The sequence below is a fragment of the Vibrio sp. STUT-A16 genome (assembly GCF_026000495.1).
Lineage (GTDB): Bacteria > Pseudomonadota > Gammaproteobacteria > Enterobacterales > Vibrionaceae > Vibrio > Vibrio diabolicus.
In genome coordinates this window covers 865423-887805 of sequence record NZ_AP026765.1, presented here as the reverse complement: position 1 = coordinate 887805, position 22383 = coordinate 865423, and the positions used below count along the sequence as shown (strand labels likewise).

The following is a 22383-nucleotide window of genomic DNA, read 5'->3' as shown; positions in this document are numbered from 1 at the left end:
CAAATTTGTTAGATTGTAACTAGATTAGCTTGCACGGATGGCAAATATGACACTTCAGTCCCCTCTTACCTTTTCCGATGAACAAATCAATATCGGAGAGCTCAAACAAGAGTTAGAGAAATTTAGCTCCGATCAAAACCAAGAGTTTCTCAATCATCATCCGGTAACAAGCTTGGTTTTAGCCAGGGCAGAATACATGGATCTGCTTCTGAATCGTTTGTGGCAACATTTTGGCTTCAAAGATATTTACAACATTTCCCTAGTTGCCGTGGGTGGCTATGGGCGTGGCGAGCTGCATCCGCTCTCCGATATCGATATTTTGATTCTGTCGAACAATAAGCTGCCGACCGCGCTAGAAGCAAAAATCAGCGAATTCATTACGCTGTTGTGGGATTTAAAACTCGAGGTCGGACACGCTGTTCGCACCGTTAACGAATGTGCGGAAATTGGTAAAGCCGATCTGACCGTCGCGACAAACCTTCAAGAAGCGCGTCTACTGTGTGGCAGCGAGGATACCTTTCAGGCACTGAAGAAAGTCGTATTATCAGACTCCTTTTGGCCAAGTGAAACGTTTTATCGCGCTAAAATTCAAGAGCAGAGAGAACGCCATGCCCGTTACCATGATACAACCTACAACTTAGAACCAGACATTAAGTCGACCCCTGGCGGGCTGCGCGATATTCATACATTAATCTGGGTCGCCCGACGTCACTTTGGTGCCACGTCATTGCTGGAAATGAGCCGATACGGATTTTTAACTGACGCAGAATACCGAGAATTGGTTGAATGTCAGGACTTCCTTTGGCGAGTGCGTTTTGCTCTGCACATGGAGCTTCGCCGCTATGACAACCGCTTGACCTTTGCCCATCAAGCACAAGTTGCGGAAAATCTAGGCTACGTCGGTGAAGGCAACCGAGGCGTAGAAATGATGATGAAAGAGTTCTATCGCACACTTCGTCGTGTGGCAGAGCTCAATAAAATGTTACTCAAACTTTTTGATCAAGCGATCATTAATGGTGGTGCGACAGAAAGTGCCGAGATTCTCGATGCCGACTTCCAACGTCGTGGCTCTTTGATTGAAGCGCGGAAACCCGCATTGTTTCAAGCTCGCCCAGAAACTATTCTGGATATGTTCTTACATATCGCGAACGACTCAACCATTGAAGGGGTGAGCCCACCAACACTACGTCAGCTGCGCACCGCGCGCCGTCGACTCAACAAATTTTTGCACACCATTCCTGCTGCGCGTGAAAAGTTCATGGCGTTATGTCGTCACCCTAATGCTCTGCATAAAGCATTCAGCCTAATGCACCGATTAGGGGTTATGGCGGCCTATTTACCACAATGGAGTCAAATTGTTGGTCAAATGCAGTTTGACTTATTCCACGCCTACACCGTTGATGAACACAGTATTCGCTTACTGAAACACATCAACACCTTTAGTGACCCAGAAAATCATGCGAAGCACCCTATTTGCTGTGACGTCTACCCTCGGATGCAAAAGAAAGAACTGCTGATTATTGCCGCTATTTTCCACGATATCGGTAAAGGACGTGGCGGCGATCACTCTGTTATAGGCGAAGGTGAGGCTTACGACTTCTGTATTGAGCATGGCTTATCAAAGCCCGAGGCCAAACTTGTCGCTTGGTTGGTAAGGCATCATCTATTAATGTCCGTCACCGCACAGCGCCGAGACATTTATGATCCCGATGTGATTACCGAATTTGCCAAAAAAGTCAGAGACGAAGAATCTCTCGATTATCTTGTGTGCCTGACAGTTGCAGATATTTGTGCAACCAACCCAGAACTTTGGAATGCTTGGAAACGAACCTTACTGGCAGAGCTGTATTACTCCACACAACGTGCTTTACGTAGAGGGTTAGAGAATCCTGTCGATGTGCGTGAGCGAATTCGCCACAACCAACAAATGGCCTCTGCAATGCTGCGCAAAGAGGGGTTTGCCGCGCGCGAAATTGAAGTATTGTGGCAACGCTTCAAAGCTGACTATTTCCTTCGTCATACCCATACGCAAATCGCGTGGCACTGCGAACACTTACTTCGCATGGAAGATCCGACTAAGCCTTTGGTCTTGATCAGTAAAAAAGCCACTCGTGGCGGCACTGAGGTGTTTGTATATACGAAAGACCAGCCTGCTTTATTTGCGACGGTCGTGGCGGAGTTAGATAGGCGTAATTTTAATGTACACGACGCACAAATAATGACCAGCAAAGATGGGCACGTGATTGATACCTTTATGGTACTCGATCAACATGGCGAAGCGATCGATGAGTCTCGTCACGCCGCGGTGATTAAGCACCTCACCCATGTACTGGAGGCGGGCCGACCAACCAAGATTAAAACGCGCCGTACTCCGAACAAACTTCAGCACTTTAATGTGAAAACCAAAGTCGACTTCTTACCAACCAAAGGTAAAAAACACACTTTAATGGAGTTTGTCGCGCTAGACACACCGGGGCTGTTGGCCAAAGTAGGTCGTACGTTTGCTGATTTAAATATCAACCTTCATGGTGCAAAAATCACCACCATTGGTGAGCGAGCAGAAGACTTGTTTATTTTAACCAGTGATGCAGGGGGAAGATTAAGTGAAGAACAACAGGATGAGCTAAGAGAGAGATTGATCGAAAAGTTATCTGATGAGGTCGCTGCTTAGATCAAACCTGCCAATCTTTTCGGTTCAGGGCGAGAGCGATCTTGCCCACAAGTTAAGCATTTTGGCTAAATATCAGCTATCTAGCTCATACATAGGCTGCTACAGTTATATCAATATCAATTCGATGTAATAGAGGTAGCCTATGTATCCCCACCTCACTGGTTTGGGTATTCACGACCCTAAGCAGATTGAACGTTATTCCCTACGCCAAGAAGCACACAAAGACGTACTCAAGATCTATTTCCACAAGCAAAAAGGCGAGCTGTTCGCCAAAAGCGTTAAATTCAAATACCCGCGCCAAATCAAAAATGTTCTTGTGGACAGTGGCAGTCACAAATATAAAGAAGTAACGGAAATCAACCGTAACCTCACATTGGTCATTGATGAACTGAATAAAATCACTAAGCCAACGAAACAACCTGAGGTTGATGTAAAAGAGAAAATTCTTTCAGACCTTCGTCATTTAGAAAAAGTCGTTTCGAGCAAGATCGCAGAGATCGAAGCAGATCTCGAAAAACTCAAGTAAAACGTTAAGTCTTAAATACTAAAAAAAGGGTTAGCATTGATGCTAACCCTTTTTATTTGTACCCAATCATTATCTAGATCTAACTAATCCCATTATCGGTTGATCATTGATTCATCCCACTCAAATCGAGTAAACAATTGCTGCCAAGTCTCATCAATATTGGCCTTCATGACAATCTCTTGATCGGTAAATGGATGGACAAACCGTAACTCTGAAGCGTGCAGTAGCAAACGATGAGCATCAAACTCTGTGCGATATAGCTTGTTGTGCTTGCCATCTCCGTGAGTCGTATCACCCACAATAGGATGACGTAGATGCGCCATATGACGACGAAGTTGGTGCTTACGCCCCGTTTTAGGTTTCATCTCAACTAAGCAATAACGCGTTGTAGGAAATTTACCCGTAGAATAGGGAACTTCCACTTTAGCCAACGGTTTATATTCCGTCACCGCTTCTTGCGCTTCTTTTTCTTGTGAAGCGAACTTATCAGCAATCTTGTCTAACTCGACTTTGAGTGCGTAATCCAAGACGCCCTCTTCCTCAATCCAACCGCGTACTATCGCGTGGTATGTCTTTTCCATTTTATGTTCAGCAAACATCGGCATGACTTGTGATGCGACTTCACTCGACAACGCAAACACGAGCACACCAGATGTTGGACGATCCAGACGATGCAATGGGAACACATGCTGACCAATTTGGTCGCGCAAAGTTTGCATGACAAACTGAGTTTCGTGTTTATCTAACCAACTGCGATGCACTAACATGCCAGCAGGCTTGTTGACCGCTACAAAATATTCATCCTGATAAACGATCTCCAGCTCAACTGGTTCTGAAGATCGCGCTATTTTTTGTTCTAGCATTCGTTTACTTACACAGTTCGTCAATGGTTCGGATTGTAACAAGCAGCTCTGCTAACTGCGGTTCCTGCTTCCACGCTTCTGAAAAATAGGGCTCGAGAGAAAACCCTCTTGGCAATGGTTGGTTGTTTTCCACTAGCACGTGCATTCTGTCTATAAAGATCCACTGCAACCACTCATGAGGATGCAGTGTATCAATCGCAAATGGCTCCACGCTTTGTAAGGCTTGCTCTGAAGGCCTAGTGTGTTGCCACAACTTATGTTCTTTGAGCTGCGCTTCAAGTTGGTGAAGTAAGTCGACCAATTGAGTATTTGTTACCATTAATTCTATCTCGAACCTTGAATTAGCCGAGAATGATACCATTTCTTGTGAAAAGAACGTTAGGACGTAGTATTTAATGGAAAACATTCAAACCCTCACTCAACTGTTGAACAACAGCCACTGTGATTATCAAATCTTCGATCTTGGTCGTCGTATCAAAACCATCGCTAAGAAAGAGTTTGCCGATGTAGAAAAAGGTCAAGCACCGTACCCATTCCCAATGCAGCGTAAAGCACACCTTGCCATCGCTTATTGGAATGAACAAAAGCAACCTTGGATTTGGTTTCTAAAGTTTGAATTGGACGAGCGCGGTTTGTTAAAGCAAGCGGATATCGGCAATTTCATTAAATACGTAGTGGAAGCCATGGGAACACGCCTCAATGATGATATCACTGAAGAGCAACAGCAAAAGCTGTCTAATAACCCATATACGTTCAAACCTTCCGAAGACAAAATGGCCGTGTTCCATAGCCAGGTCCGCGCGAATCTCGATCTTCCTACCAGCCAATATTATGAGCACACTCAGCATTACTTTTCAGGTGGCTTAGGCTGGGATAATTGGCAAACCGTAGGTCTGCAAGGGATCACCGACATGGCCGCTCGTTTGGACAAAGAGCAAAACGGGATAATGATACGCAAAGCATTGAACCACCTACCGAATGAACCACTTTATGCTCTGTTGGGTGCGCTTGAGCATGTAGAGTTACAAGAGCGTTTAGCTGAGCGTATCGCCGACAAAGCACAACAAGAAATCGCAAGTAGCGAGCCTGATCTCTTCCTACTTTCAGCGCTTATCCGAGCTTTGGCTGGCGCACCAACAGCCATTGCCTCGCCAGTGTTAGAAGCGATATTACAAAGCCCTCGTTTAAGCCATCAGGAAGTACTGATTGGCGTGGCTGGCCGAGCTTGGCACTTACTAGCCAATGAAAAGGTAGCAGAACTGTTTTTGCTGCGCTTAGCTCAAACTGGTAATCAAGCCCTATTTAATCAGTTATTTGCCGATTTAGTGATGCTACCAGAGTTAAGAATGGTGCTATTGCCCTTGCTACATTCAAATCCATCTGAAGAACTAGCAAACGCGCTAGTCAGCTTACAACAAGCAACAAAGGGATAATAAAGGTTCAGGGATGATTGGTGATCTTTTAGCAATTTTAGGGCTATGCTTTTTCTGTTATCTGTTTTGGCAACAACGTCGTCAAGCCGAGCTCGCAAAAGTGGCAATCACGCGTAAATGTGAGCAATTGGAGCTCCAATTAATCAGCATCGCCTTTGGTGCCCATAAACTAAAAACGCCAGACGGAGTCTGGCGTTGGCATACGGTGTATCAATTTGAGTTTTCATCTCTTGGTGACGATTGCTACCAAGGGGAGTTAACCATGGTCGGTTTCAGGCCGCAGAACTTTCACCTACCACCGCATCGCTTGTAAATTCCATTTCAAAGTAAGGACCATATAGATCCTTACTTTCTTTTGTTTCAACAAATCCCAGTTTTTTCAGCACCGCCATAGAAGCTTGATGGTTGCTATTCACATTAGCTTTCACCTTGTGTAGCCCCAGCTCACGGCACGCCTTTGGGAAAAACGCTTTTAGAGCTTCTGTCGCTAACCCTTTACCCCAATAAGATTTATCAAAAATAAACCCTAACTCAGGCTCGGAATCGAGATGGGAAATGAACACGTGCCCCATATAGTCACGACTGGTGCTTTCTAGCACCGCCATACTATAAATATTTTCATCATCCAGTATTTTCTCAAACATCTGTTTGGCAGACGCGACAGTATACGGACCGTTCATTTCAGCACGGTTTTTCGCACAGCAATTCAGCATGACGAACTCTAGTTGCAACGACTCATTGTAGGGTAGAAGAAGCATTCTTCTGGTTACTATGGCCACATCTGTTCCTTGATTACAACAAACTTTATTTATCCGCAGATAACAAACTCGATGAGCTTGAATATGCTCAATAGCTGCGGGGCATAACACCTTGTAGAGAAGCCGAAAGTTAAACCAACTGATTGGAAAGGATATTGATCTGGATTGTTTTTTATTAAGTGTTATTAGGAATTTATAAATTTTGTGATATTGATATACCCAAGCCACCTCTAGGTGCTTAATTCAACGAGAACGACTAGGTATCTTTTTTATATAAGAAAGACCCCGACACATAAGTATCGGGGTCACGGTCTTACTCGCAGCAGTCCGGCTACTAAAAGTGCTCCATGCATCATCCATAATAGTGGCTGATTCCGTCAGCTTATTCCTTACGTCGCCGTCCTAGCGGTGTCCTTATCATCCTGATAGCTAACATTCCCCGTTAGCACACATCACTTGTTCCTTGAGCGGTGTCCCTTGCATCTTCCTGACGCTGTCCATGACCTCTATCCTAGAGGGGTCCATTGTCTATCCTTAGTCATCAACATCCTATTGATGATAGTGTCCTTACAATGTCCTACGCTCCATGCTTGATTAATCATCCTGACCAACCAAATCGTCTTCCTGACGATAACCAAATCCTTGGTGCTTTCCTGTTCCATGTCTGCTTCCTGCTGACAACTCTCAATTTACGCCTTTCCTAAAAATTGACAATCTATCCCAGATAAATATTTACACACCACATTGGTTAAATGGTTGTTAAATCATTATTTATCAATAAGTTGATGGTTGTAATTTCTATTTTTCCGCTCACGAAATCGTTTTCTCTCACAACCTATGTAAGAGATCTCTCACACCACACTTTCCAAATTGCTATTCGCCAAATTAGGGGACTCAACGTATGATGATAGATATATCGTTGTTAAGGATTAAAAATGTTAACTCAAGACGTTACTAAAGAATTAGAAGCGGTAATGGAACAACTGCAACAACAAGGAAAAGAGCCAACCGTAGCGTTAGTGAAAGCACGCTTGAAAACGCCCGTCCCAATGCCTGCATTAATCACCGCAATAAAAAGTTGGAAAAGTGCTCAGCGTGTTCCCAAGGTTGAAGTCGCAGCACAAGCGCATACCGATAATGATCGTCTTGCAGCGCTAGAAAGCACGGTGAAAAAACTAGTCGCTCGCATTGAAGAGCTAGAAGCCAAGCTAAGTGAGAAGTCATCATGAAGTTATGGGTAGATGCAGACGCATGTCCGAAAGTCATCCGCGAAACCATTGTGCGTGCCGCCGAACGCACAGGGATTGAATGTACGTTTGTCGCCAACCACGTTGTCCCGGCGCCCAAAAGAGACAACATCCACTCGCTGCAAGTTCCAGCTGGATTTGACATCGCTGACAACGAAATCGTTAAGCGTGTGGAGGCCAACGATTTGGTGATCACATCAGACATTCCGCTTGCAGATGAGGTCATCTCTAAAGGCGCTCAAGCCCTCAGTTCACGTGGCGAGCTTTATACAAAAGACACCATCAAAGCGCGTCTAAATATCCGCGACTTCATGGAAACCATGCGTTCAAGCGGAATTCAGACTGGTGGTCCCGCTGCGCTTTCCCAAACCGATCGCCGCGAATTTGCGAACCATTTAGATCGTATTTTGGCTAAATTTAGGAAGTAATCCTCACTCTATTCATATTGAGCCAGCAAATCAAAGCCTGGCTCATTCCTGAAAATTCATTTTCAGCATTGCACCCAAAGCGTGCTCTTACTCCCATTTGTTTTGTTCTGTTTATTTTTCATCTCGCTCGCCATAGCTTCAATATGCAACGTAGTTTATTTTGAACGACGTTTTTAATAAATGTATAGAGAATAATGGGCTTTAACATCGTTTCTAGTGGAAGCTACCTGCCAACGAATCAATGGTCAGATCGAGAGATGGATCGCTTCCTAAAATTAGCGCCAGGGACCTGCCGAAATAAATTCGACGTTGAATATCGTCATGTAGCCAATACAAAAGAGACCGCTATTTATATGGCGGTGCAGGCGGTAGAGCAGTGTTTAGGAAACATACATACCTTGGGCTCCGTTGATCTCCTTATCTACGCCAGCGGCACTCACCACCAGTCTCTGCCCTACGACGCTTCAGCGGTTCTCGCCGCGTTAGACGCTCCAACATGGCTAGAAAGCTTTGATTTGAACAGCACCTGCTTATCATTTCTCTCTGCGCTTGATCTTGCTCAGAGTCTATTCTTCGCAAAACGGTACCGTCGGATTCTCATTGTCACCAGCGAACTCGCTACTGGCATCACACTGAATCGAAATTTTACGCTCAAACCAGAAGTTGCAACCCTATTCGCAGACGGTGCCGCCGCATTTTTGCTCGAAGAACACAACGGTGATGGATTGCTCACCAGTCACTTTGAAACGCATCATACCGGGTATTCATTTTGTCAAATTAAGGGCGGAGGTAGTCATGTCAACCCTCACACCTCAGAGCATCAAGCCTATTTAAAAAGCTGCCAGTTTGAGATGGAGGGCAAAGCACTCTTTAAACATGTGCGTAAAACCTTACCGGCGTTTCTAAAAAAAGGCTTTGACGCCTCTCCGGTAACACTCGGCGATATTGATTATTTTCTTCCTCATCAAGCCAGCGCGCATGGATTAAAAAAACTGCCTTCACTCACCGGGCTACCAACAGAGAAAACCGTTAATCACTTTTCGACTTTGGGAAACCAAGTCGCCGCCTCACTCCCAATTAACTTACACTGGCTGCGTAATCAGCCAGAAACAGCAGGAAAACATGTGTTATTAGCAGGCACTGCCGCAGGGTTGTCACTAGGTATGGGAGTGCTAAAACTATGAAGATATTAGTCACTGGCGGCAGTGGGATGTTGGGTAGCGCAATTCTAAGAATGTTTCACCAGCAACATGAACTGCATTTTACAGCGCGAAATACAGTCATCGCTAAACAACTCGCCGAGCAATTCGATGTTATCCCACATATAGTCGATTTGAGAGACTACTCTGCTGTTCATGCGGTATGCCAAGGTATGGATGCAATCATCCATTGTGCCGCTCTCTCAAGCCCATGGGGAAAGTGGCAGGCGTTTTATCAAGCCAATGTAGATGCCACCAAAAACCTCGTCAATGCGGCTAATACGCATCAAATCTCGCGTTTTATCCATATTTCCTCCACCAGCGTCTACTTTGACCATCAAGACCGTTGGAATATTCGAGAAACCGACGCCATTGCTTCACACTGGTGTAATGATTACGCACACACCAAATACCTATCTGAACTTGAAGCCATAAAAGGCCAAAGCAAAGCGATCATTTTAAGACCGCGTGGCATTTTTGGCCCCAACGATCGCGCGATTATCCCAAGAGTGCTTAAGGCGATAAAAAACAACACTCTGCTTCTGCCATCGGGTAGAAACCCAGTGGTTGATCTAACTTATGTCGACAACGTTGCCCATGCGGCGATGCTCGCTTGCACTCAGGCAGACCAGCTTCAGCATGGTGATGTCTTCAATATTTCCAACAACGAACCAATGCCAATTGAGACTGTTCTACAAGCTTTATGTGTGGGGTTGAACCTAAAAGTAACTTTACAATCATTACCATACGGTGTGGTATCACCATTATTAAAGCTCAGTGAGCAAATACGAAGGCGCTTACCACATCAGCCAGAGCCAAGGCTCACTTCATACAGCGCAGGATTGTTTAACTATCATCAAATTCTGGATATCAGCAAGGCGATAAAAAACCTGAATTACCAACCGCTTTTTTCAATTCAAGAAGGAATACAGCAGTATGCAAACTGGTCTAAAAATAAAAATCTTTGAGGCTGGACACTGCGTACACCCAGGCTTTGTTGTCAAACCAGGTTCTGGTATTAAGCCTAGAGCATTTCCGGCAGCCGTTGCGTTAATTCAGCACCCGACACAAGGCAACATCCTGTTTGATACGGGATATCACGAGCACTTTTTTAGCGCGACTCGTCCCTTCCCTGAACGCTTTTATGCTTGGACAACACCTTGCCGCTATCAACAAGAACATGGGATTGTTGCGCAGTTAGCAAAAGAAAATCTCAAACCTCATGATATTGAGCATTTAGTGCTCTCCCATTTTCACGCTGATCACATTGCCGCCGTGTCTGAGTTTTCTCACTCTCAATTGCATTGCCAACAAAAAGGGGTAGATGCGATTACTAAAAGTGGTCGAATTGGAGGCGTAAGAAAAGGCTACCTAAAAGCTCTGCTCCCTCCACAACTAGAATCGAACTTCATCACTCATGGTGATTTTTCTGTGCCAATCAGCCAAATTCTTCCTCAGTGCCAAGGGGTTAACTTGCTCTGTAAAGACATGTTCGACGATGGACTTATTTATATGGTTAGCTTGCCAGGCCATGCAGCTGGCCAAGTGGGCTTGCTGGTTAAAAGAGACCAAAGTTGGCTGTTCTTACTCGCCGATGCATGCTGGTTAATCGAGAGCTTGAGTGAAAATATCGATCAGCATTGGCTGGCGAACATGCTTTGCGATGATACAAAAGCCTATAAAAACACCCTCTCCGAGTTGAGAAGTTGCTACCAACAAGCCCACCACGTTGTTCGCTTCGTACCTTCACATTGTCAGGAAACTATCCAGCAGCTAATCAAAGAAGGATGGATGAAGTGAGAACGCTTATCTCAGAATTCTGGCGAACCCGCTACCGCCCTTTCGGCTCAAGGGAACAAGTCGAAACGTGGCAGCAACAACATTTAACGCAACATCTGGATTGGGTATGCCGTCATTCACCGTATTACCGCTCTTTTCAAGGTGCACCACTCAGTGATTTCCCTATCATGAATAAGCAAACCATGATGGAGAACCTTTCAGAGTTAAATACGAAGGGCTTAGATGCTGAACAGTTAATGCAACAGGCACTCAAAGCAGAGCAGTCACGCAACTTTGCCGCTTCGAAAGTTGGCGATGTTACGGTTGGGCTTTCTTCGGGCACATCAGGCATGCGCGGGCTGTTTCTTGCTGACAAGCAGGAAACACAACTGTGGGCCGGCAATATATTGGCTCGCCTTTTGCCCAACCTATGGCAAAAGCACCGAATTGCACTAGCCTTGCGAGCCAACAGCCCACTGTATAAATCCGTCGCGAAAGGGCCTGTCACATTCTTTTATGCCGATTTAACCAAACCTTACCAAGAATGGATAAAAGAGCTGGATGAGTTCCAACCCACGCTTTTGGTTGGTAGTGCGCAAGCTCTTCAGCTCTGCGCCCAGTTCAGCGGTCAATTTGGTCAACCCGCAATTCAACCACAACGGATCATTTCTGGGGCAGAGGTTCTAACCGAGAGTGACCGTCACTATATTTCTCAACGGTTCGACAGCGAACTCCATGAAGTCTATCAATGTACTGAAGGTTTTCTTGCATGTACTGATCAGCATGGACAAATGCGCTGGAATCAAGATGTTGTTTACATCGAAAAACATTGGCTGAATACCGAACGTACTCATTACAGCCCAATCATTACCGATTTTCGTCGTAAAACTCAGCCAATTATTCGTTATCAGCTCGACGATATTATTGAGAATAAACAGGATAATGGCGTATTTGAACCTCTTGGCGCAATTGCCGGACGATGTGGTGATCGCCTCACGCTAAACGCAAACCACGTCCCAGTGACGGTGTTACCAGATCTCATCTACCGCGCTATAACACTATCAGCCCAAAGTCGCGTGGATTACCGAATCACCCAAACAGAGTCACAAACCATTCAAATTGAAGCGGATGTTCACCACCATCGGGTTATACATCAAGCCTTAATAACACTGTTTGACCAATTGCGGCTTGATCCTGTCAGATTTAGTTACCGCCCTGCGCCTATTTGGACGCCAATGAATAAACAACGACGTGTGGTGAACATATGCGGGTCTTAATCACCGGAGCCCGAGCACCAGTTGCACTAGAGTGGGCAACCATGTGTATGCATCATGGGCATGAAGTAATTCTCACCGATTCGCTAAAAAAGCCTCTGGGATCATTTTTGCGAGGCATCGAGTCTTATATACCCACCGCTTCACCTCGATTTGCGTTTCCCACCTACCAACAGCAGATCCTAAAAATCATTACTCAGATGCACATTGATATGGTGATACCCACTTGTGAAGAAGTGTATTACTTGGCTCATGTTGCCAAACAATGCCCAGATGTAGATTTTTTTCTGCCCAATGTGGCGCTGCTCAATGCCCTACACAGCAAGTTGACCGTTTTTGAACAGCTTCAAGGCTTGCCAGAGATTACACTTCCAAAAACTCGTTTGGTCGCAGATAAAAGTGAGATTGAAATTAATAAGAGAACCGTTCTAAAGCCAGTTTACTCTCGGTTTGGCGGGCAAGTCATACGAGATGTGACTACTCAGTCTATTTCAGCCGCCACGATATCGACCCTTTATCCTTGGGTGCAGCAACAAAAAATCCACGGAACGCCAATGTGTAACTATGCGATTTTTGAACATGGTGACCTTAAAGCACACCAAGCTTATGTGCCGAAATACTGTGTAAACGGATCGGCCGCCAGTGCTTTTCAGCCGATCTCGTGCGAACGACTAGATAGATTTATCGCAACTTTTGGTAAACGTCATACTTATCATGGGCAAGTGTCGTTTGACTTCATCAAATCACAAGATGAACTCTACGTGATTGAATGTAACCCAAGAGCCACCAGTGGTTTGCACCTACTCTCGTCTAGATGCAACCAACTGCTTCCTAATATGGAGTTTACCAGTCCTTCCAAGCAGCGATTGCATCATTTAGGTCCAATAACACTCATCGCTGAAGGTGGATTATCCCTATTTAAGGCTCGAACTTGGCAAGATTGGTGGTCTGGAGTGAATGTGATGCAACAGCATAACTTACCGGTCGGGAGCCAAATCCGGAGTGTGTTTGAATTACTCCGGTTAGCTAGGCAGAACAAGGCGAAGTGGAGTGCCGCTTCTACCGTTGATATTGAGTGGAATGGAGAGGCGTTGCGATCATGACACTTTCCTCTCAAGAATGGCATCAAACCTTTATCACTCTTATGCAGTCGAATCCTATTGATGAATGCACAGCAAGCTTTGGTTGCTACTATATCGATGATGTTGCCATTCCCTACTCCGTAACACCAAAAATACCAAACAACTGTTATGCCGTGTCCCCTATGACACTGCTTAGTGGCTACGCCGAAGAAGAGCTTCACAAAGTCAAAAATGTGGCTGTTCGATGGGTATGTAAGCTACTTATTAATATGACTAAACCAATCTTATCATTGGCTGGATTGGCTCAAGTCCAAACGCTCAACAATCAGTGCTTGTCCACCAATATGTATAGCGAACAATGGGAATCCTTAAACCTTGATGAACTGCGTCGCGTGGCACTCGATCAATACCCCACCTTTCCCTTGGTGCTTCGCTCCCTCAACCAACTTCAGCACTCACACTTAATTCAGCGATTAGAACAGCAACAATGGCAAAGCTTAGTAACGCGACAAGTGTATTTACTTGAGGATTGGCAAGCATTCAGCTTCAACCGAGATTTAACGAAAGACTTCAAGCTGTTTAATGATAAAGATTGGCAGTTTAAGCCACTGGCTACTGATGAAGAGTTTCAGCGTGCCAAAGCGTTATATGACATGCTTTACCTTGATAAATACAGCCGGAATAACATCCAGTTTTCAACCCAATATTTAAAACAGGCTAGCCAGAATAACTTAGTGCATTTAGTGGGACTATTTTATCAAGGAGAGATGCTGGCTACGTTAGGCATAGTAGAAATTGATAACGACATGACTTGCCCAATTTTTGGCTACGATACCAATAAGCCTCAGAGTTTTGCGCTGTATAGAAGAATATCTGCTTATACCATCCGCCACGCAATGATATGCCAGCGTCGCTTTAATATGAGCTCAGGGGCTCCAGCTTTTAAACGCAACCGAAAAGCCCAGCCAGAAATTGAATTTAGCTATGTTTATATTGCGCACTTACCTTGGTACAAACGCGTAATTTGGCAAAGCTTGTGCTGGCTCACTCAGCACTTTTATCGCCCTTTGTTGATGCGTTTTCAGCTATAAAACGACATCGATAACCAAGCAAACCTGCTTGCACACAATCTGGATCGATAAAAAAAGCCTGCGACGTTCGCAGGCTTTTGTAATGGAGCTGTGTGAGGTAACCGTTTTTTACGGTGTGTAGTATGTTGCTGCGCCAGGGCCTACTGGTAAACCAAATACGAATACCCATAGGTAGAACAGCACACTCCAACCTACAATGAAGCAGATTGAGTAAGGTAGCATGGTCGCGATCAGCGTACCGATACCTAAGTTCTTCATGTAACGAGTCGCTACAGCAAGAATCAAACCAAAGTAGCTCATCATTGGAGTAATGATGTTTGTCGTCGAGTCACCAATTCGGTAAGCAGCCTGAATCGTTTCCGGTGCATAACCAACAAGCATCAACATAGGAACAAAAATCGGTGCCGTCACTGCCCACTGTGCCGATGCCGAACCAATCATTAGGTTGATAAAGCCACACATGAGGATGAAGGCAAAGAACAACATCGGGCCAGTTAAACCAATTTCTTGCAGGAAGCTAGCGCCAGCAACTGCGAATACCTGACCGAAGTTAGTCCATTTAAAGAAAGCAACGAACTGAGCAGCAAAGAAAACTAATACAATGTACATGCCCATAGAAGACATCGATTTCGCCATTGCATCAATTACATCGCGATCCGTCTTCATCGTGCCAACAACTTTACCAAACACAAAGCCTGGGATAGCAAAGAACACAAAGATGAATGCCACGATACTTTTCAGGAATGGAGAACCTGCAATAGTACCTGCATCAGAACGTAAGATGCCGTCAGCTGGAACAACCGTCCAAGCAAGCAACGCGGAAACAACCAGTACAGCAACACCTGCTAGTTTTAGACCTTTCTTCTCAATGTCTGTTAAGCCGCCCATTTTGTCGTTCGACAAATCTTCTGAGGCTTCTTCTTCACTGTATTTGCCAAGCTTTGGCTCAACAATTTTTTCAGTAACAAACGCACCAGTGATTGCAATGAAGAACGTCGAAACAAACATGAAGTACCAGTTAACTTCTGGACCAACAGTGTAAGTTGGGTCAATCATTTGCGCTGCTGTTTCAGTAATACCTGACAGTAGCGGGTCAACCGTACCGATAAGTAGGTTTGCTGAATAACCACCAGATACACCAGCGAATGCCGCAGCAAGGCCTGCAAGTGGGTGACGACCTAGAGAATGGAACAGCATTGCTGCCAGTGGAATAAGTACCACATACCCCAGCTCTGATGCCGTATTTGAAATGATACCAGCGAAAACAACAGTCACTGTTACCATGCGTTGAGATGCGCCCATGACCAAGCCACGCATAGCTGCAGATAGCAAACCAGAGTACTCGGCAATAGCAACACCCAACATCGCAACCAAAACCGTGCCTAAAGGCGCAAAGCCAACAAAGTTTTTCACTAAATTGGTAACGATAAGTTCGAGTCCATCAGCGTTAAGTAAGCTGACGACATGAATCATGCCATCTGCGGCACGACCTTTTGCGCCCTCAGGACGAGGGTCTACAACGGAAACTTCGAAGTATCCTGCAATGCCCGACATCACCAGAATGGCTAAACAGAAAATGGCAAATAGTGTGATCGGGTGAGGTAATAAGTTCCCCAAATATTCGACAGTATCCAAAAAGCGCGTAAACAGCGGCTTCTTAGGCGAGTTTTGTTTAATTGAATCAGATGAACTCATCTGTTCCCTCCTTGTTTTTATTCCTGTGCAAATGTGACAAAAATGTCAAAAAAGCGAGCGAAGGGTACTTGAGTAGAAGGTTAAAGAAAAGCCCTAAATGTTACAAACTGTGACCATTAGAGAGTTTTATAACCAATAATAAACAAAAATGTAGATATTTCATCCATGTAAAACAGTTAAGTCAAAATTATCAATTAAACAAAACCATAAGCCAGAAATATGCAGAACGATTACTTCTGCACTGCTTTAAACCTCGGATTCGCCTTACAAATGACATATAGACGCCCTCTTCGTTTTACGACCTGGCAATCCGGATGACGACTTTTTGCACTTTTTAATGATTTTACTACCTTCATGATTTATTCCTTTTCGCTCTTAAATTGACCAAAACGACGGTTGAAGTTCGCAATACGACCTTCTGTTTGAACCACTCGCTGTTTACCGGTGTAGTACGGATGGGATGCTGACGACACATCTAACGTAAAGTAAGGGTAGGTTTTGCCATCTTTCCATTCGATGGTTCTCTCTGTTTTCAACGTAGAACCAACAACGAAGTATTCATCTACGCTGGTGTCGTGGAACACCACTGGACGATATTCAGGGTGGATTCCTAGTTTCATAATACTTTTCCTCTTAATTAAAATGTTATGTTATAACATTTTAATTAATAATCATTATCAACAAGAAAAGCAAGAGAAATTTGTGATACTTTTCATCTCAATGAATTCTTAAAGATGTCCACCATGTATTCCATTGAACCCATCGGCGTCATTGAGACACCGTACAAAGAAAAGTTTGCAGTACCGCGCCAGCCTCGCTTAGTACCAACAGCGAAAGCACGCGTAAAACTGTTAGGCGCAGCGAATAGCCCTGAAGCAGTGCGTGGGCTAGAACAGTTCTCTCACGTTTGGCTGTTATTTTTGTTTGATCAAAATCTGGAAGCAGGTTGGAAGCCAACCGTCCGTCCACCACGACTGGGCGGCAATGAACGAATAGGTGTCTTTGCCTCACGCTCGACTTTCCGCCCAAACGGAATCGGAATGTCAGCCGTTGAAGTGAAAGGAGTCACTAAGCAAGGCGATCAAATCTATCTTGATTTAGGCAGCGTTGATCTCGTTGATGGGACACCGATTGTAGATATTAAGCCTTATATCCCCTATTCGGATTCGATTCCAGAAGCACAAGGTGGATACGCAGACCAAGAACCAGAAAAGTCACAAGTCAACTTTTCTGCTCAAGCATTAGCAACGATAGAAAATCGATCCGATACTGACTATGTAAGGTCAGTCATTGAACAAGTTCTGGCCCAAGATCCTCGTCCTGCATACAAGAAAAGCAAGCCGGACGACAAAGAATATGCGGTAAATTTGTTCGACTTGAACGTAAAGTTCACAGCAACAAGCAACTTAATAACGGTTACCGCTATTGAAAGCTTTTGACAAACGCAATTGGCTGATATTATAGACGGCTAATAAATTTCCCTTTCGGGAACTCCTATACTCCAGCTTATTCAAGCTTGAGTATCTAACTTAAATAAACGGATAAATTTAATGCGTACCAGTAATTATCTTCTTTCTACTCTGAAGGAGACTCCAAACGACGCAGAAGTAGTGAGCCACCAGCTCATGCTACGTGCAGGTATGATCCGTAAGCTGGCTTCAGGTCTATACACCTGGCTACCTACTGGTCTACGTGTACTGCGTAAAGTCGAAAACATCGTTCGTCAAGAAATCGACAATGCAGGCGCAGTCGAAACTTTGATGCCCGTTGTTCAGCCGTTTGAACTATGGGAAGAGACAGGCCGCAGCGAAAAGATGGGTCCTGAGCTACTTCGCTTTACTGACCGTCATGTTCGTCCGTTTGTACTTAGCCCAACCGCTGAAGAAGTGATCACTAGCCTTGTTCGCAATGAAGTGAGCTCTTACAAACAGCTTCCGCTAAACCTGTACCAAATCCAAACCAAATTCCGTGACGAACGTCGTCCACGCTTCGGTGTAATGCGTTCACGTGAATTCTCAATGATGGATGCGTACAGCTTTGACATTGATAAAGACGGCCTACAAAAGTCATACGACGCAATGCACGATGCTTACTGTAAAGCATTCGATCGCATGGGTCTGGATTACCGTCCTGTACTTGCAGATAGCGGTGCTATTGGTGGTAGCGGCTCTCAAGAGTTCCACGTACTGGCTGAAAGCGGCGAGGATATCATCGCATTCTCTACCGAGTCAGATTACGCAGCAAACATCGAAAAAGCAGAAGCACTAGCTCCAGCCTCTGAAGCTGCGGCACCAACACAAGAAATGACGTTGGTTGATACGCCAAACGCAAAAACAATCGCTGAATTGGTTGAGCAGTTCGAGCTGCCAATTGAAAAAACAGTGAAAACACTGTTTGTGAAAGCATCTGACGAAGTTGATGCGCCAATCATCGCGCTTATTATTCGTGGAGATCATGAACTGAACGAAGTGAAAGCAGAAAACCTTCCTCAGGTTGCAGCTCCACTGGAAATGGCATCTGAAGAAGAAATTCGTGCGCTTATCGGTGCAGGCCCAGGTTCACTAGGCCCTGTTGGCCTTAAACTGCCGTTCATTGTTGACCGCAGCGTTGCGGTAATGAGCGACTTCGGTGCGGGCGCGAACATCGATGGCAAACACTACTTCGGTATTAACTGGGGTCGTGATGTAGAGCTTGGCCAAGTTGAAGACCTACGTAACGTTGTGGAAGGTGACCCAAGCCCATGTGGCAAGGGCATTATCCAGCTTAAGCGTGGTATCGAAGTTGGCCATATCTTCCAACTAGGTAACGCTTACTCCGCAGCGATGAACTGTGGTGTACTGGGTCCTGATGGTAAGAACGTCATCCTAGAAATGGGTTGTTACGGTATCGGTATCACTCGCGTAGTAGCGGCTGCTATTGAGCAAAACCACGACAAATACGGCATCATCTGGCCAGATGCAATCGCACCATTCCAGGTAGCGATCGTTCCTATGAACATGCACAAGTCAGAAGAAGTAAAAGAAGCCGCTGAGAAGTTGTACGCTGAACTAACGGCAATGGGCATCGAAGTCCTATTTGACGACCGTAAAGAACGTCCAGGTGTAATGTTCTCTGACATGGAGCTTATTGGTGTACCGCATACAATTATTATCGGTGACCGCTCAATGAAAGAAGGCAACTTCGAATACAAGAACCGTGCTACTGGTGAGAAAACGCCAGTCGCAATGACTGATATTATCGAGCACGTAAAGGCTCAACTAAAGTAAGCGCTCGACGGTTCTCATTTGAAGTAATTTCAAAATAATTAGAAAGGGTTGACTTCGGTCAGCCCTTTTTTATTACTGGGCAACCTTACTACTTCCCTTTAGAACTATTCACTTTGTTAATCTTTGGTTCAGCTTCTTGCTATTAAACTGATTTCATCATCTAAAGGAGGTCAGTTATGGATTTAAAAAATCTTCTAAACCAAGCACTCAAATCAGACTTACTCAAGCAAGGGGCTGATGCGTTAGGTAAACAAACTAACAACATCAAATCCTCATCAAACTCAAGTAGCCTGAAAACGCTAGGAGCAGGTGCCGTTGGCGGAGGCCTTATCGGTATGCTGATGGGCTCGAAGAAAAGTAAAAAAATGACCAAGAAAATAGGCTCGGGCGCATTAAAAGTCGGTGGCGCTGCTGCGCTTGGAGCATTAGCCTACAAAGTTTATAACGACTGGCAAGCCAAACAGTCCGGTCAAGGTGTTCATGAGTCCTTTGACCCCGATGACAGCAAACACAGTGTACTAATTTTAAAAGCAATGATTGGAGCCGCAAAAGCCGATGGCCATGTCGATGAAGAGGAAATGGCCCGCATCGAGCAAGCCCTCGCGGATATGGGCGCAGATGAGCACGTACGTCAGCTCGTTCAGCAAGAACTAAACAAACCGCTTGATCCTGCTGAAATTGCTAATCAGGCGACCTCTCCCCAACAAGCATCAGAAATTTATCTCGCGTCTTTGATTGTTGCTGATGAGCAAAACTTCATGGAAAAAGCGTATTTGCAAGAACTGGCAAAACAGCTTCAGCTTTCACCAGAAGTCACTCAGCAGTTAGAAGTACAAATGCAGTGATTAAATCTCGCTCAAGCAACTCCTCAACTTGAGCCAAAACAACTCTGCACTTTGAGTTTCAAATCTGCTGTGTGTATATTGAGATAAGTTATCATTTAGTGGAAAGAAAACATGCAAGTATACGGCTGTTGTGAACTGGTTCGTGAGCTTTATGCTCAAATTGGTAGTGGCGATCAAGCTTACGTTCCCCAGGCAATTTCATGTGCTGTTAAAGCGCTGAACGATGTTGCGGCGGATGAGTCTCTGCCTAAAGAAGTGCGTGAAAAAGCGGCATTTGCTGCGGCAAACCTACTGATTTCAGATTTTGAGGATAAGTAATGAATCTAGCGAACTTTGAATCCATGGATCCTGTCATGCTCATGAGCATTGTAAATATGAAGCTACGCGACGACTTCGGTGGTGATTTAGATAAACTGGTAGCTTTCTTCGATATCGATCGCACAGCACTAGAAGCAAAACTGGCTTCTGCTGGTTTTGACTTTCTTCCAGAAGCAGGACAATTCCGTTAACCCACAGCAATCACCGCGGGTAACTGAAACGGGGGAATAACCAACATGAAAAAGGGCTTGATGATCACTCATCAAGCCCTTCTCTTTTGTCCAATAGACCTTTCGATTAGCCGAATGAAGCCCAGATGACCGTAGCCACAAGAATTGGACATACAAACTTCACATACGCAGGCCATAACTTACCAAACCAACCTTGCGTAAACTCCGGGCAACCTTGCTCAAGCTCTTTGATTTTTGAGTTGCGATTCCATACCCAACCACCAAATAAGCAGAATAAGAGCGCAGCGGTTGGTTGTAGATACTGAGTAGCAACCGTCGCGACCATACCAAATAGAGCACCAAAGTTATAAACAATCACCACACTGAACAAGGCAATGATACCACCTAAAACCCAGCTCGTTGCGCTACGCTTGGTGTTGAAACGCTCGCTCACTAACGCCACTGGACACTCTAACATTGAAATGGAAGACGTTAGCGCCGCAATCGTCAGCAATAAAAAGAACACAATAGAGAACAATTGACCAAGCAAACCTAAGCTATCAAACATCAATGGCAATACGGTAAATACCAACGTATCAGAGCTTAATAGAGAGCCATCTTCAGCATAGATTTGAACGCCTTTTTGCATCGCAACAAACATCGCTGGCATCACCACTAACCCTGCAATGAAAGCAACAGCAGTATCTACCATGGTCACGTTCATCGCCATCTTTGGTAGATTCTCTTTCTTACTCAAGTAAGAGCCATAAATCAGCATTGAACAGCCACCGATCGTAAGCGAGAAGAATCCCTGCCCCATTGCAGCAAGAATCAACTTGCGGTCCCATACCTTTTCGAAATCCGGTACCAAGTAATGCTTTAGCCCTTCCATCGCACCGTTTTGCGTCATGATGTAAGCAAACAGTAGGGCAAACAGAACAAACAATGCTGGCATCAAGCGTGTTGACCACTTCTCAATACCTTGTTTTACGCCACCTTGTACGATAAGAATTGTTAGCACATAAAAAGTAATAGTTCCGAACAAGTTACGTTCAACGCTAAAGCCCTTTAGCCATTGAGTTGCAGCTTCTAACCCCATTAGATCTGTGATTGCACCCAGTAAAAAGCAGATCAACCAACCACCGACAATAGAGTAAAACGCTAAAACAGCGCTTGGTACGCTTAAACCAATCCAGCCCACAATACCGCCGAGCTTTTTACCTGCCGGATGATTGGTAAGCGAACGCATACTATCCACCGGGTTGGCTTGACCATGACGACCAATCGCCATTTCAACCACCAGCATAGGAAATGCGACGATAAGAATCATCACCAAATAAACCAACAGGAAAGCACCGCCGCCATTACTGGCAGCTTGGGTTGGAAAGCCCCAAATATTGCCAAGGCCAACTGCGGCACCTGCGGCTGCTAAGATGAATCCGAGACGAGAGCCAAAATGCTCACGAGGCTGAGAAGAGGTTTGCTGTGTCATACTACTCACACAAAATATCATTGAACTAGCTAACTAGTACACTATAGCAATATTCACTATTCAACAAGAGCACTCCGGTTAAATACTCGACAGTTGAAATAATTCACAGTCATTCAGCTTGTAAATTTTAACGTACATCTCACATTCATCATTCTAAGACCTGGCGACTTTTGTCTTTTCACACGCCTAGAATTTATGATTCTCCCATCGTGAAGTGAGCCGAAAAATAATGAGCTTTGGTGTAAG

The 22383-nt window shown here is 44.9% G+C and carries 24 protein-coding genes; 17 read left to right on the top strand and 7 right to left on the bottom strand.

Annotation, left to right across the window (positions count from 1 at the left end):
* Positions 1-46 precede the first annotated feature (46 nt).
* Positions 47-2671, top strand: a complete 2625-nt coding sequence (gene glnD, locus OO778_RS04185; protein ID WP_264910735.1) for a bifunctional uridylyltransferase/uridylyl-removing protein GlnD — start codon at positions 47-49, stop codon at positions 2669-2671.
* A gap of 142 nt (positions 2672-2813) precedes the next feature.
* On the top strand, positions 2814-3197 hold the full coding sequence (locus OO778_RS04180; RefSeq protein WP_005380322.1) for a DUF3461 family protein: 384 nt from the start codon (positions 2814-2816) through the stop codon (positions 3195-3197).
* A 92-nt stretch (positions 3198-3289) separates the two neighbouring features.
* On the opposite strand, the gene truC is transcribed toward OO778_RS04180, so the two are convergent.
* Together truC and OO778_RS04170 are read right to left on the bottom strand one after the other, a co-directional pair.
* Positions 3290-4060 (bottom strand): tRNA pseudouridine(65) synthase TruC, encoded by a 771-nt coding sequence (gene truC / locus OO778_RS04175; protein WP_074191696.1) that lies wholly within the window; start codon positions 4058-4060, stop codon positions 3290-3292.
* Positions 4061-4064: 4 nt separating this feature from the next.
* Positions 4065-4379, bottom strand: a complete 315-nt coding sequence (locus OO778_RS04170) for a YqcC family protein (protein WP_074191817.1) — start codon at positions 4377-4379, stop codon at positions 4065-4067.
* Between the two features lie 76 nt (positions 4380-4455).
* On the opposite strand from OO778_RS04170, the gene OO778_RS04165 reads away from it, so the two are divergent.
* Both OO778_RS04165 and OO778_RS04160 read left to right on the top strand, forming a co-directional pair.
* Positions 4456-5493: a DUF3549 family protein gene (locus OO778_RS04165; RefSeq protein WP_074191697.1), complete on the top strand. Its 1038-nt coding sequence runs from the start codon at positions 4456-4458 to the stop codon at positions 5491-5493.
* 13 nt (positions 5494-5506) lie between these two features.
* The gene (locus OO778_RS04160) at positions 5507-5806 is read left to right on the top strand and encodes a DUF3301 domain-containing protein (protein ID WP_074191698.1); all 300 of its coding nucleotides are present in this window, start codon (positions 5507-5509) and stop codon (positions 5804-5806) included.
* Here the strand turns inward: OO778_RS04160 and OO778_RS04155 are convergent.
* Positions 5766-6251 (bottom strand): GNAT family N-acetyltransferase, encoded by a 486-nt coding sequence (locus OO778_RS04155; RefSeq protein WP_080936742.1) that lies wholly within the window; start codon positions 6249-6251, stop codon positions 5766-5768. The two genes, OO778_RS04160 and OO778_RS04155, sit on opposite strands and share 41 nt — an antisense overlap.
* A gap of 935 nt (positions 6252-7186) precedes the next feature.
* Between OO778_RS04155 and OO778_RS04150 the strand changes: the two genes are divergently transcribed.
* The 8 genes from OO778_RS04150 (at position 7187) to OO778_RS04115 (ending at position 14351) form a co-directional block, all read left to right on the top strand.
* Positions 7187-7480, top strand: a complete 294-nt coding sequence (locus OO778_RS04150; protein ID WP_012841496.1) for a hypothetical protein — start codon at positions 7187-7189, stop codon at positions 7478-7480.
* Complete coding sequence (locus tag OO778_RS04145; protein ID WP_264910731.1) at positions 7477-7926, top strand: YaiI/YqxD family protein; 450 nt, start codon at positions 7477-7479, stop codon at positions 7924-7926. The genes OO778_RS04150 and OO778_RS04145 overlap by 4 nt, the downstream gene beginning before the upstream one ends.
* Before the next feature lie 194 nt (positions 7927-8120).
* Entirely contained in the window at positions 8121-9110 is a 990-nt protein-coding gene (locus OO778_RS04140) for a ketoacyl-ACP synthase III (protein WP_192943651.1), read from the top strand.
* Positions 9107-10093, top strand: coding sequence for an NAD(P)-dependent oxidoreductase (locus OO778_RS04135; RefSeq protein WP_264910728.1), 987 nt, complete (start codon positions 9107-9109; stop codon positions 10091-10093). Before OO778_RS04140 ends, OO778_RS04135 begins: the two co-directional genes overlap by 4 nt.
* Entirely contained in the window at positions 10062-10925 is an 864-nt protein-coding gene (locus OO778_RS04130; RefSeq protein ID WP_074191700.1) for an MBL fold metallo-hydrolase, read from the top strand. Before OO778_RS04135 ends, OO778_RS04130 begins: the two co-directional genes overlap by 32 nt.
* On the top strand, positions 10913-12181 hold the full coding sequence (locus OO778_RS04125; protein WP_258614100.1) for a F390 synthetase-related protein: 1269 nt from the start codon (positions 10913-10915) through the stop codon (positions 12179-12181). The genes OO778_RS04130 and OO778_RS04125 overlap by 13 nt, the downstream gene beginning before the upstream one ends.
* Positions 12169-13281 carry an ATP-grasp domain-containing protein gene (locus tag OO778_RS04120; protein WP_258614099.1) on the top strand — a complete coding sequence of 371 codons (1113 nt, stop codon included), beginning with the start codon at positions 12169-12171 and terminating at the stop codon, positions 13279-13281. The genes OO778_RS04125 and OO778_RS04120 overlap by 13 nt, the downstream gene beginning before the upstream one ends.
* Complete coding sequence (locus OO778_RS04115; protein WP_258614097.1) at positions 13278-14351, top strand: hypothetical protein; 1074 nt, start codon at positions 13278-13280, stop codon at positions 14349-14351. The genes OO778_RS04120 and OO778_RS04115 overlap by 4 nt, the downstream gene beginning before the upstream one ends.
* A 108-nt stretch (positions 14352-14459) precedes the next feature.
* Here OO778_RS04115 and OO778_RS04110 read toward each other — a convergent pair whose 3' ends face one another.
* The 3 genes from OO778_RS04110 to OO778_RS04100 all read right to left on the bottom strand — a co-directional run bounded on the left by OO778_RS04110 (position 14460) and on the right by OO778_RS04100 (position 16666).
* Complete coding sequence (locus OO778_RS04110) at positions 14460-16046, bottom strand: AbgT family transporter (RefSeq protein ID WP_006742541.1); 1587 nt, start codon at positions 16044-16046, stop codon at positions 14460-14462.
* Between the two features lie 230 nt (positions 16047-16276).
* Positions 16277-16402, bottom strand: a complete 126-nt coding sequence (gene ykgO, locus OO778_RS04105; protein WP_074191703.1) for a type B 50S ribosomal protein L36 — start codon at positions 16400-16402, stop codon at positions 16277-16279.
* Positions 16403-16405: 3 nt separating this feature from the next.
* Positions 16406-16666 (bottom strand): type B 50S ribosomal protein L31, encoded by a 261-nt coding sequence (locus OO778_RS04100; RefSeq protein ID WP_074191704.1) that lies wholly within the window; start codon positions 16664-16666, stop codon positions 16406-16408.
* 123 nt (positions 16667-16789) lie between these two features.
* On the opposite strand from OO778_RS04100, the gene tsaA reads away from it, so the two are divergent.
* The 5 genes from tsaA (at position 16790) to OO778_RS04075 (ending at position 20666) form a co-directional block, all read left to right on the top strand.
* Positions 16790-17485: a tRNA (N6-threonylcarbamoyladenosine(37)-N6)-methyltransferase TrmO gene (tsaA, locus tag OO778_RS04095; RefSeq protein WP_047008891.1), complete on the top strand. Its 696-nt coding sequence runs from the start codon at positions 16790-16792 to the stop codon at positions 17483-17485.
* A 111-nt stretch (positions 17486-17596) separates the two neighbouring features.
* A complete protein-coding gene (locus OO778_RS04090; RefSeq protein WP_074191705.1) occupies positions 17597-19312 on the top strand; it encodes a proline--tRNA ligase in 1716 nt (571 codons plus the stop codon).
* A gap of 176 nt (positions 19313-19488) precedes the next feature.
* Complete coding sequence (locus tag OO778_RS04085) at positions 19489-20157, top strand: tellurite resistance TerB family protein (RefSeq protein WP_074191706.1); 669 nt, start codon at positions 19489-19491, stop codon at positions 20155-20157.
* A gap of 111 nt (positions 20158-20268) precedes the next feature.
* The gene (locus tag OO778_RS04080; protein WP_074191707.1) at positions 20269-20475 is read left to right on the top strand and encodes a YaeP family protein; all 207 of its coding nucleotides are present in this window, start codon (positions 20269-20271) and stop codon (positions 20473-20475) included.
* A complete protein-coding gene (locus tag OO778_RS04075) occupies positions 20475-20666 on the top strand; it encodes a DUF4250 domain-containing protein (RefSeq protein WP_012841490.1) in 192 nt (63 codons plus the stop codon). Before OO778_RS04080 ends, OO778_RS04075 begins: the two co-directional genes overlap by 1 nt.
* A gap of 106 nt (positions 20667-20772) precedes the next feature.
* Here the strand turns inward: OO778_RS04075 and OO778_RS04070 are convergent, their stop codons facing one another.
* On the bottom strand, positions 20773-22137 hold the full coding sequence (locus OO778_RS04070) for a sodium-dependent transporter (protein WP_074191708.1): 1365 nt from the start codon (positions 22135-22137) through the stop codon (positions 20773-20775).
* Between the last annotated feature and the right edge of the window lie 246 nt (positions 22138-22383).